Here is a 13,076-nt window from a genome sequence, read left to right as displayed (position 1 = left end):
GTTGCTGGTCGGCGGCGGCGGGCCGGATCCCGACAGCCCCAGTGGCAACGCGCCCGCGCCGGCCGAATCCGACGCCACGGACGACGAGGACATCGCCTCCGATCAGGAGATCCTGGACGCCGAGGGCGAGCCCGAGACGGCGGTGCCCCTGGCGCCGATGTCGCGGGAGAAGCTGCGGCGGGCCGCGACAGTCGTGGGGAAGGACGCGGACGGCGTGCCGACGCTGATCGCGTTTCGCGGCGAGAGCGACGAGCCGCGCGAGACGGCGGGCGCGACCATGAGCACGGCGGAGCAGCTGCAGAAGCATGTCGCGCGGCCGGGTGTGACCGCGCTGGATCTGCATGGGAAGAACGGCGAGATCTACCTGGATGGCCAACTGGTGCCGGCGGCGATGCTCCACGACGTGCTCGCCGAGTTGGACGTGCCGGCCGACCGGGCGCTGGACCTGTTGGTCTGCGAGGCGGCGAAGGGTGAGCTTGACTCGGTCGCTTGGCAGCTGTCCGAGCTGCGGCCGGGCGCGCCGGTCACCGCGACCGCGGACAAGGTGTTCGTGCGGACCGATATCGGCACGGCGGTGGCCGGGCAGGGCGGGGTGCGGCGCGACCGCAGCCTGAACCTGACGCGGCGGGGCGTGTTCGAGGAGATCGTCACCACCGTCAGCGACGGGCGGCCGGTGACCACGGCGATCCCGCAGACCGCAACCCTGCCGCCTGGCCGGCAAGTTGTCGCCGACCTTGGCACTTGGTCGGAGCGGATGCAGGCCGGGGACTCGGCGACCGATGACGCTGACTCCGACTCCGACTCCGACTCCGACAGCTCGGACGCGTTGAATCCGCGGGACCAGGTTATCGAACTGGGGTTGTTGGCGCAGTCCGCTGACCGGCCGGCCGACGTGCGGGAGATCGCCGCCGAGGTGTTCGGAGAGGAGGCCGACGAGCGGAACGTAATCGACGCCGCTCGGTGGCTGACCGGGCATGGCGTGTCGTGGACCGACCCGCAGGCGGTGACGCGCGGGCTGATGATCGATATCACGCAGCAGCAACCGATGGATGACGCGGCAGAGCTGCGCGAGCAGGTGCTGGCCATCGGCAGGATGGCCGAGAGCACCGGGCAGTTGCTCGACGTGGGCCTGTTGGCCAGCGAGCTGTCCGGGCAGGAGCCGCCGCCCCGGACGGAGATCGACCGGCTGCGCCGGATCCTCGACGAGGGGCGCGTCCGGCACACCGGCTCGACCGGCGAGGATCTCGTTGCTCCGTTGGCGTCGCCGCAGACCAGCAACACGGACACGAGCACCGCAGCTGCCTCCAGTGACGACACGGACGCGAGCACACCGGATTCCTCCAGCGACGACACGGACGCGAGCACATCAGATTCCTCCAGCGACCAAAATCAGGACGGGAGCCCGGCGGCCGTTGTCGAGGCCCCGGCCGAGGTCGATGACGATGCCGCGCCGACGCCGGAGGGTGACGCGGCGCCCCAGCCGCAAGGCGACGACGGGAACGGGGAGAGCCTTGAGGCTCGGCTTCGCGCGGAAATGCGGGTGCGGTACGAGCACAACAGGGTACTCACCCGCCGTGCGGGGCAACTCCTACGGCAGGAAATCCAGCGCCTGGGAGTCGAGGCCAACAATGCTGGGCGGCCAGCAGACCCGATGGCGATCATCCCCCTGGTCTTCGACCTCAGGGGTCTCCCGGCCACGCGCAGCATGCGCACGCAGACGAACACGTGGCTGGCCGAAGCGAGGGTGGAAACCGTCCGGGACGAACGCGAGCCCCACCGTCTGCGCCGTGGTCATCGCGTCCGAGGCCAGCGACTGACGGACCGGCGGCTGCGTCAGCAAATCGTGAACCAGGCCCAGCGGCAACAGCCCGGCGGCGCAGCGCCGCCCGCGCCGCCCGCGCCGCCCGCGCCGCAGGTTCGACGCGGCCCGTCCGGCCCAATGGCGAACAACAGGGGTTGGTTCTTCGGTCATCTTGGGGAGGATCAGGCGCAACTGGCGGCGGCGGTTGCGGCGTTGCCGGAGTTCCTCGGCATCTACATGGTCGCGGTGCATGTCGCGCCAGGCGGCCAGGCGGTGCTGATCGACGGCCAGCCGATGCCGATGCAGCAGTTCGCCAGGCGGTTCGAACGTGAGTCGAACTGGATCGCCCAGGGCCGTCCGCCGCTGGTGTTGTGGGGCTGTCAGGCCGGTCGCCTGTTCCTGGCCGGGGGCTCGTTGTCGGGGCAATTCGGCGCGGCCTTGAACGGGGCGGACGTGTTCGCCCCGGAGGGCGACGGTTGGCAGGTGGCCCCGCACGGCGCCGCGCTGTCCGCGGCGACCACGTTCCTCCGCAACGGGCAGCCGCAGCTCGACCTGACTCAGGGGGGCGGCGGGATCCGACTGGCGTCGGCGGACGCGGTGCCGCACCGCCGGCCCGGGCAGCCGCGCGCCCGACGGACGCCGTCGGACGGGCAGTACGCGCTGATGGCCGCGATGGGTCTGCAGCAGGTGCGGCAGGCGCCGATGCCGGGCGCGCAACGCGGCGACTGCTTCTTCGCGTCGTTCGACCGGCTGGCCGGGCCGCAGGTCGAGGCGATGCTGCAGCCGATCCTCCCGGCCGGGCAGCCGATCGGCATCGCGGACATGCGTAACGCGGTGGCCGATTACCTCATTGCCCGATACCGGCTCGAGGGCCCGAACTCGACGCTGGGCCAGGCCGTCCAGGCCAGCGGCGGGCTCGTCCAGGTGGCGCGGGAGATCCGGACCGTAGGCGCGGACCTGGGCAACGCCGCTGACCTGGTGCCGCTGCTGGCCGCAGACCTGTTCGGCGTGGCGCTGTGGATGATCGAGCATGCAGAGCCGACGCGGAACAACCCGAACCCCCAGCCCTACCTGTTGCCGGTCGGCTCGCCGCAGACGATGGCCACGGGAGAGACGATATGGATGGTGCGCACCCGTTTTGGCGGGGAGCATTTCATCCCGGCGGAGCTGACACTGTTCGGCAACGACCTGGTCACAGCGCTGACCATCCAAGCCCCCCAACGGCTGCGGACCGCGGTTTTCCAGCCGCCCGGGCCGCTCGCGGTCAGCTACCGGTGGCGAGGCAGCGACACCGACGGCAGCGATGCCGACACAGACCTCGACTCCGACTCCGACTCGTACCTGGACGACGGCACCAACGCCGACGGTGCGAACTCGCCAGATGGTGCCGGCGGCCCGGACACGAGATCCTACGAGGAGAGGTTGGTGGCGGCCGACACTCCTGTATATGACGGTCCTGGTCGTAAGTTGACCGTGGACGCCGAGAAGCTCATGCGGGCGTATGCGCAGTTAGTGGCCCGCGAGCGGATCGCCGACGGTCAGCCGGTCGTGCTGACCGATGTCACGCTGCGGGTGTTCCGGGTCCCGAGCGGCAAGCCGACCCCGACCCAGCTCGCCTGGGTGAGGGAGTGGTTGGATACCGCCGGCATCGACTACGTACAGTCGACGGCCGGCGTCAAGATCAGCCCAGGAATCCAAGCCAAGATCGTCGAGATCGCCGGCGAGCTCACCCAGCCGGTCGATTCGAAGGCGATCAGCCGGACGGTCTACCAGACGACTAATCACTACTACGAGTCGCTGATCCGAAGGACGTTGCGCGCGAAAGGCGTCGCGGTCGTCCCGCCGGAGGTGTATTCACCGGAAGAGCGTCGAGTTCGGCCGGTCGTGACGCTGGTCGACGGGCGCCCGGTCGGCGATTGGGTGATCGAGCTGGGTCTAACCGCGGAGGCGGCCGGCCAGCCGGCCGACGCCCGGCAGATCGCCCTGCAGGTGGGCGAGAACTTGACCGGGATATGGCCGGTGCTGCAGGCGGGCGCGGCGCTAACCAGGGCAGGGATCCGGTGGACCGACGCGGACGCTGAGGCGCGCGGTGTGGTGACCAGCCCGCCGGGAGACGCCGACCCGCTGGCATTGTACGAAGCGCAAGTGGTGATGCTGGGCAGGATTGCGCTCGACGCCGGTTTGGTTCTGGACGTGGGGTGGCTGGCCGCGGAGCTGGCCGGTGACGACGGCCCGCCGACCCCGGCGCAGCAGGCCGAGTTGCTGGCGCTGCTTGACGGCGCCGGTGTGCCAGCGTCGCTCGCGCCCGACACGGCGCTGCACTTCGAGGTGATCGAGAAGGGGCTGGCTGCCGAGGAGACCGACGAGATCGCCGACGCGCGCCAGATCGCCGCCGAGGTGTTCGGCAGCGCGTCTGCGTGGGCGGTGCTGCGGGTGGCGGCGCGGCTGACCGGCGCGGGCATCCCGTGGACCGACGCGGACGCGGCGGCCAGGGGCGTCGTGGCGGGGCCGCCCCTCGGCGCCGACGCGTTCGACTTGTACGCCGCGCAGGTGGTGATGCTGGCCAAGCTGGCGGTCGACGCCGGTCTGGCGGTGGACCTCGATTGGCTGGCTCGGGAGGTCACCGGGCAGCGCCAGCCCGGCGCCGGGCAGATCGACGAGCTCGCCGGCTTCCTGCGCGACGGCCGTGCCCTGGTGTCGGGCGCATTGCCAGATAGGTTGGGGCACTACTTCGGCGCGCTGGGCGAGGACCCGCAGGTCCTGTTGGACGCGGTGGCAGCGATTCCGACGTTCGCGAACGTCTACGTGGTCGCGGCGCATGTGAGCGATGACGGGTCGCGCGTCAAGGTCGATGGCCGGGAGTTGACCGGGGCCGAGTTCGCCCGGGTGATCCACGAGAGGACCGGGTGGGTGGCGGCGGGAATGCCGCCGATCGTGTTGGCGGTCTGCCGGGGCGGGCGGGTGAGCGTGGCGACGGGCACGTCGCTGTCGCGGGAGACCTCGACGGCGTTGGGCGCGCTGGCCGGGTTGGGCAAGGGCGTGGACATGTGGGGCGCCAAGGATGACGTGGTGCAGCAGCCGGGGGTGCGGTCGACCACCGCCGCGCTGGGCTTCACCGCGTCCGGGCATCCGCGAGTCACCGGGGGGACGTGGGTGTTGACCCCCGGCGACATGGTGCCGCACCGGCCGCCGGGCCAGGATCGGCCGCCTGCCACGCTGTCGGACAAGCAGCATCTGGAACTGGACCGGTCCGGCTGGCAGCTGGTGACGCCCGTCGGTGGGGGCGATGGCGGGAACGACTCGTTCTTCGCGGCGTTGTTGCGGGTGGCCGGGCCTAAGGTGGCTGCGGTCACCGGGGTGGGCCAGCCGGGTATAGCCGATGCGCGGCAGGCGTTGGCTGATTTCTTCACGGCGCGGATGGCCGATCCGAACCGGGACCAGATCTGGGACACGGCGGCGGCCAACGCGGGGGGTGTGGACGCGGTGCGCGCGCAGATCGCGACCATGGGGGGGTGGCCGCTGCACGAGTCCGATCTGGTGCCGGTGCTGGCCGCGGAGTGTTTCGGGATGTCGCTGACAGTCGTGGAGGAGGAAGCCGCTCCGACAGCAGCCGACCCGGACCCGCAGCCAGGTTTGTCGCTGGCTGGTGACGCCACGACTGGGACGCCGGTTTGGATGGTGCGGACGCAGCGGGACGGCGCGCATTTCCTGCCGGTGGAGAAGGTCGAGTACGGCTCGGACCTGGTAACGGTGTTGACGCAGCAGGCGCCGCCGCGGCTGCGGACCACGGTCAACCAACCTGCCGGCACGCTCACTGCCGCCTACCGGTGGGGGCCGGGAATGTCCTCGGGCGGTGGCGGGCGGTACCTGCCGACCCGGGCGCAGCTGGAGACGTTGGTGGCGTTGGAGTGGCGGATGCCGCGGCAGACCGGGCCGACCGGGAACTGCTTCTACGAGGGTTTGATCGGGGTGGCCCGCCAGGAGCTGGCCGATTTCCTCGGGGTGTTGCCCGAGGCGGTGACCATTCGAGCGGTGCGGGAGGCGCTGGCCGATTTCTTCGCCGCGGACTACATCGACAACCCCGGGTTTTACGCGGAGTTCGGGATCGGCAACCAGCCGGGTCAGACCACTCCGGACGCGGTGTACGCGACGTTGTCCACGATGGGGGAGTGGGCCGGGGAAGCCGGCGAGGCGGTGGCGTCGCTGGCGACCCGGTTGTTCGGGTTGAACCTCGGGGTGGTCAACGAGGACGGCACGGTCAACTACCTGGCCACTGCCGAGGTGCAGGCGGTCCGGGAGCCGGTGTACCTGGTGCGGGTGACCCGGCCGTTGGGGCATTTCCTGGCGGCGGTGCCCACCGACGCGCCGCGGGCGCCGGGGGCGGTGACGCTGGTCGGCCCGGACACCGATCCGCTGGCGGCGTTGGGGCTGCTGGCGGGGGTCCTCGCCGAGCAGGACGCGTTGCGAGCGGCCGTCGAGACCGCGTTGTTGGCGTTGACCGCACTGCCCGGGCAGCAGGAGCGGCGCGCGGAGATCGAGACCGCCGTCCAGGAATTGGAGAACTGGGCGCAGTTGGCCGACGAGGACTCCGCCGCGGTCCTGCTGCGCAAGGGTCTACAGCCGCGGCTGGAGGAGGTGGCGCCGTTCACCCTGCTGGTCGCCGCCGTGCAGGACGTGCGCGCGCACCTGGGCCGGCTGCTCGCCGACGTCCTCGACGAAGGGCAGGTGCCGCCGCTACCCGAACCGGTCATCTGGACCGGCCCGGCCCCTGTCCCTGCCCCTGTCCCTACACCTGGCCCGGCCACGGTGCCGGTCCCACCCGTGCCTGCACCGGCGCCCGCGCCCGTTCCGCCGCTGGCGGTGGGGGCGACGCTCGGGTTGACCGCGGCGCTGGTCCTGTTCGACGCCGGTCCGTTGGTGTGGGGGAACCTGGCCATGTTGACCGAAGGGCCGCTGGACGCGGCCGGGCTGGCGGGGTTGTGGGCCGACCTCGGCCAGGACGGCGAGGTGGACGTGCCCCGGCTGACCGCCGGGCTGGAGTTCGCCCGGGCGATCCACGAGCACGACGTCGACGTTGCCGAGCTGCGCGCGGCGCTGGCGCTGGCCGACTACATCCGCGGCGTGCAGCCCGAGCTCGGCGCCGATCCGGCGGCGCTGCGGCGGGGCGCGCAGCGCATCTACCGGGTGTCCTTCGATGTGACTGCGGGGTACGAACCGTCGGCCCGCGACCTACGGCAGCTGTTCCTGGCGGTGGGGCGGGCCGCGGCGTTGGGGCCGCTGACCGCCGGCCGGCTCCGGGAGGCGGCCCGGCAACTGGTTTCGCGGTCCGCGCAGGACATCGTGGACCGGCTGCGGAAGCGGTTCACCGCGGCGGTGGCCAGACTGGCCGAGACCGACGCGGAGGCGGCGGCCAATGCGCGGACCGAGTGGAACCAGCTGTACCAGGAGTTGACCGTGACGCTGCCAGGCGGTGGGCACCTGCTGGATCTGGCGGCGCACGGGGCTGCGATGCAGGGCCTGCTGACCGTGCGTGAGGGGTTGCGGGCGCTAGTGCGGCGCACGCAGTTGGCGGCCGGGATCCAGCCGGTGATCGGGCTGACCGGGCTGGCCGACCCCGAGCTGGTCCGCCGGGACATCAGCGCGCTGGCCCGCCGGTTCGGCGACGATGCGCTCCGGGCGGACCGGCTGGTCGAGCTGCTCGCCGGCGCCCACATACAATGCGACTACGCGCTGCTGCACGCCGCGGTCCGGCTGGCCAGGGGGATCTATCTCGACTGGCGCCGGCCGGACGAGGTGATCGGCCTCGTCGAGCTCGTCGGTGTGTACCGGCTGGCGAGCTTGCTGCCTCCCGCGCAGCGCAGCATGGACGGGCTGCGGGTGCTGGCCCGCGAGCTGCTCGGCCTAGCGCCCAAGGCACCGGTGGGCCGGGCGTCGCTGCGTGAGCTGGCCGGTGCGGCCGCGGCGGTGCTCGGGCCGCTGACCAGGGACGCGCTGCGCACCCTGCTGGGCGGCCTGGACCAGATCCCACCCGGCACGGCCGACGCGGTGCGCGCCAACGTCGCCAACCAGACCGGCGGGGCGTTCGACCAGGGCAGCCTGGACCGGTTAGGGCAGGCGATCGGGCTGCCGCTAGAGGTCGCCGCGGGCGGTCACGTTCACGTGGGCCGGCTGGTCGCGGTGGTGGCGGCGACCCGCCGGGCGCACATCGTCCCGGGCGGACCGGGTAACGTGACCGTGCCGCAGTTGAAGGTCATGGTCCGGCTGATCGCGCTGGCCGGTGGGGCTCGGTGGGCTGACCTGGTCGCGTTGGCGCAGGAGGTCCACGACACCGGCGACGATATGGACGCCGCCGCGATACGGGAGCTCGCAACAGCGGCGGGCGCGGTGAAGGGGCCATTGACCGTCGAGAAGCTGCGGGACCGGCTGGGGATCATTCCTGCCGACCCGGTGCCTGCCGCGGATCCGGCTACGCGTGAGGTGCTGCAGGGCCTTCTCGGGGGCCCGCTGTCCCAGCTGGGGTTGGATCGGATTGCCGGCGAGATCGGCTTGGTCCGGGGTGTGGACGGCCGGTTCGATGTGGTGTGGCTGGACAATCTGGGCCGGCTGGGCCGGCAGTTGTACGGTTCTGGTCTGACGGTCGGGCAGTTGCGTGACGTGCGCGTGGCTGCGGAGCTGGTGCTGGCCGCCGCGCCGCTGGCGCGGCGGGAGCGGCTGCGGCGCGACATGCGGGCGGAGGATCTACTCGATTTTGCTGCGGAGTCCCGCCACGATCCGGTGATTGCCTTGCCGGATCACGCGGCGCGGGCGTTGGTCAACGCGGTGGCCGACCATGTCGCCGGTGGTGGCGTGGCGACGGTCGACGGGTTCCGTACCTCGATCCGGGTCAGCCACGCCGAGCAGGCCGAATCGGAGGTGGCGGCGCTTAGCACCGTGTTGGAGAAGGCGATCGGGAACCTGCCGGCGGCGCGCTGGGCCGGTTTCCAGGCCCGGCTGCGTCAGCTGGACGCCGCGCTGGGCACGGCGATGGATACGGCCGGGACGGCCGGCCTGGACCTTGCCGAGCACCTGCAGGTGATCCGCCGGTTACATGGGTTGACCGAGTTGATCGCGGACGTGGTCCGGGAGGCGTTCGCCGCCGCGGAGGCGGAGTTGCCGGAGACGGCGGGCGAGCTGGAGGTCAACGACCCGATGCTGGTCGCGGAGAACCTTTCCCGGCTGGCGTACCCACCGACGGGCGACGCGAGCGCGACCCATGCGGACCTGCGCGCGCTGGGCCGCGAGTTCGGTCTGACGGGTGACATCGCGGCCATCGATCCGCGCACGGCGGGCAATCTGGTCGCGCTCACGCGTGAGGTGTTCGTCGAGTCGACCGCGACACCGGCCGGCCGGCGGGTCATGGTCACCGTCCGGCAGGTGCGCCGGGTGCAGAGGTTGATCGCGGCGGCAGGGCTGGATCCGGCCCGGGCCACCTTCGCCGATCTGATGGAGTTCGCCGAGCGGATCGACCAGGTGACCGATCCGGCGCGGTCGGTGACCAGGCCGGCGCCCGCCGCGGCGGCGCGGCTACGCGAGCTCGCTGACCGGGCACAGCGGTTGGCCGACGGCGGCGGGCGGGTGAGCCTGGCCACCCTCGTGGTCGACGAGATGCTGCGCCGCCACCAGGCGCAATGGGACCGCATGCAACGGATCCGCACCGGGCTGCGTGACCTATCGGCGGCCCGCCCGCTGGCGTGGCCGCTCACCACCGCGGCGGAGACGTTGACCGGCGAGATCCAGGCGATCGCCGACGCGGTGGCCGGCGGTGCCGTGACGGGCGAGCTGGCGGCGCGGATCGCGGCACTGCCGGCCCGGTTCGCAGCCCTGGTCACCCAGGCCCACGACGCGGTGCTGGCCGAGGTGCGCCGGCTCAATGCGCAGGCCGACCTGGCTGGGCTCGAGCCTGCGCAGCTCGACGGTCTGCTCAACACGGTGTCTGCGCGGGCCCGCCGCGGCGGTGTCGCCGTCGGCGAGGTCCGGGCGCGATTCCGCAGCGCGGTGGTCGGGGCGGCGCTGGCCCGGTTCGGGCCGGCTGGGGAGTTGGGCCGCCGGTTCGCCGCCGAACTGGGCGTCTCGACCCGTCGGGGCGGGCCTGCTCGGACCCTGCCCCTGGATCCGCTGCGCGCCCTGCAGGCCAGCGCCGTTCGGGCCGACACCGACCACGAGCAGTGGATGCGGCAGTTCCGGGCGGCCGTGGCCGCGGTGCGGGCGCAGCTCGACGGCGTCCGCGCCGACATCGTGGCGATCGCGGCCGGACCGGCGGCCGGGAAGTTCGACCTGCCGCGGGGCGCGGCGTTCGGGTTCGCGCATGCGATGGCCTGGCTGGAGCTGAACCAGCTGGCGGCGGTCCGCGGCGTCGGGCTGGTCGGGCTGGGCCGGCAGGTCGGGATCGGCAACCAGGACACCGTCAAGGGCCTGAGCATTACCCAACCGGTCCGCTACGTCCGCCGGCTGGGCAACACCGGCCGGCTCGCCGTGGAGATCACCGGCGGCGGGCCGCTGACCCTCCCGTTGCTCGAGTCGGTCCGGCGGTTGGCCGACGCGATCCGCACGGCCGACCCGACGATCGGGGACAACGTCACCGAAGCCGACGTGGATCGGGTGATCCGGTGGGTGACCGACGCCGCCGCCGACTACCTACCGACCCAAACCGAACGTGATCACCTGCGCCGGCTCGCCGACCGGGCCAAGACCACCAAGAACTCCGGTGGGGTCACCCTCGACGACATCAGGGCCCAATGGCGGACCGACGTGCGTGCCGCCCGCGACCGGGCCCGCGCCATCACGGCGGAGGTGACCGCCGCCCGCCGCGTTCTCGACCTCGCCGTGCGAGCCCTCGACGGTGACGCTCGCGACGCGATTGCCGCGGCGCGCGACGAGCTGGCTCGCAACCTGGCCCGCCATACCGAACGAGTCTGGCTGTCTGCCGACGCGGCCCGGCTCGCGGCGCTGGAGACGGTGCGCCGCCGAGCCGGGCAGCTGGTCCAGACAGCCCGAACGGCTTTACGCCGCCGGGCCACCGATGGGCTGGGCGATGTCGCCGCCTTACTCGACGAGCTCGCCCGCCGCGGCGGTGATCCCGCGGAGCTGCGCGGACGCCTGGCGACGCTACGCACCCAGCTCGGGCCGCCACCGGGCCCCGGGGCCGCCTTCACCGCCGCGACGGCGGGCACGACCATCGAGGTGCTGCGTGGGCTCGCCGCACTGCGCGTGGAGGCGGCTGCCGCGGTGATCGCCGTCCCCCGCCCCCCGGCCGACGAGACAACCGCCGAGACGACCACCACGGACTACCCACCCGAGGTTTACGGCGACGGATTCGGCCGCTACCTCGATCTGGCCAAACGGATCTTCCCCACCGCCACCGCCGTGCGGCGGCGGGCCGTAGCGACCGTGCTCGCCGCCGCCGACAACCGCGGCCGGCTGCGCGAACTGGCCACCGACCCCCAGCACGAGATCACCCGCCGGATCGGCCGCGGGCTGGGCTGGCTACGGCGGTTCACCGGCGAGGTCTACTACGACGCGACTCTGACCGAGCAGCAGTTGGCGGCCTACGTTCGGGGCCGCCGGTTGCGCCCCGGGGTCTGGTTCGGCACGGCCGCGCGGCCGGCCGAGGCCGACGAGGGCACCACGGTCCGGTTCCAGGTCAGCACCCGCAGGGGCCGAGATGCCGGCGTCCTGCTGTCGCGCCCCGACACCGGCCGCGACGTCATCGTCCTCGACCCCGACGTGGAGTACGAGGTCCTCGACAACCGGCTCGACCCTACGACCGGGATCCGCCACATCCGCCTCCGCCAGGCCGACCCGATCCCCGCGCCACCCACGCCGCCCCGCGACTACCTGGGCGAGGCATTCCGGGCTGCCAGACAGCGGGGCGACCGCAAGGTCGACCCGTATCCCGACGGCGGGCCGCCACCGCTGCCGAAGCTCGCCGAGGACGACGAGAACCCGCCAGGCTTCCGCACGGAGATCGAGTTCACCTTTGGGTCAGACGTGGCGTTGGTGGAGCCCGAAACGCCGCTCGTGACTTACCCCACCTACACGGCAGCGCCCGACCCGACGCATGGGCACGAGGAGCACGAGGAGGACGACAACGCCGACGAGGACGAGCCGTTCTACGAGCCCTACGTGGAGGAGGGAGACGAGGACCCACTCGATCGCGAGGAAATAATCGAGCGAAACCTCCAGAACATTGCCGACGAGCTGTACGTGAAGTACAAGCTGACCAGCGTCCCGCACCAGGCGCCCATGAGGCGCGTGCGGCAGGACCCGGCGAGGTACTGGACCGAGGGCAAATGGCTGTTCGCCACCGATGCCACAGTCGGGGGCGGCGAGCTCATTTCGTGGATCCTCCTCGGCGCGCCGGAGCACTGGGCAGAGGTCGACATGGGGCTGGGAGTGCTGCGCCATTACGGCGGGAGCGTCGACGAGACAACCGGCGGGCACATCCACTTCGGCACCTCGGCGGCGCCGGGCTACATCAGTGCCCACGCCCGGCTGCTCCGGTTGTTCAAGGCCAATGAGGACGTGGTGTACCGGCTGTCCAACGACCCGACGGGGTCGCACGAGCGGCGCACCGAGTTTGCGTGGCCGAATTCGATCCCGGCCAGCGGCTACGCCAGCATCACCACCGTCGAGCGCCTGCACCGGCTGCAGCTGGAGAAGTACCACGCGCTCAACTTCCGTTATGTCGTGGGCGAGCCGACCGACCACGTGGAGGTCCGCACGCCCACCGGGAACCTGGAGCTCACCATCTGGCAGATCCGGGTCGTGCTGTTCCGGGCGATGTTCACCGCCGCGCTCGACCCCGCCCTCGACGAGCGGCTGGACGAGATGCTGGCGCAGGGCCAGCCGCTGGGCACCCACCACACGCTCGACCAGATGGACGGTGGGAACGACGAACGGGACCTGGCCGCGCTGCGCCAGTTCGTGGACCTGTTGCCGCTGACGCCGGCCGAGCGGATCCTCGTGGCGCAGCTGTTCGCCGCGACCACGTGGCTGCCGGCGCCGACCGAGCGGCCGGGCTGGTACCCCGAACGGCTCGACGCTTGGGTAGACATGGAGCAGGAACTGTTCCCCGAGTTGACGGTGCCGGACCCGGTGTTCCCGTCGACCCACGTTCCGACGACGGCGCAACAGCGGGTCGCGCTGGCCGGAATCCGTGCGGCCCTGCGCGAGGAGGAACTGCCGGCCGGCCGGCTCGCCGAGTTGTGGGGGAGCCTGGGAGGCGCGCTGGGCGAGA

At 72.2% G+C, this 13,076-nt stretch carries 1 pseudogene; it reads left to right on the top strand.

Going from position 1 to position 13,076, the window contains the following annotated elements:
• A pseudogene (locus VGR06_RS03740) lies at positions 1-13,076 on the top strand (OTU domain-containing protein); the annotation flags it as partial.

It is taken from the genome of Actinophytocola sp., from assembly GCF_036002505.1.
In the GTDB taxonomy this organism is placed as follows: domain Bacteria; phylum Actinomycetota; class Actinomycetes; order Mycobacteriales; family Pseudonocardiaceae; genus DASYTH01.
Note: the sequence above shows the minus strand (reverse complement) of the source record. Positions and strands in the feature narration are given on the sequence as shown.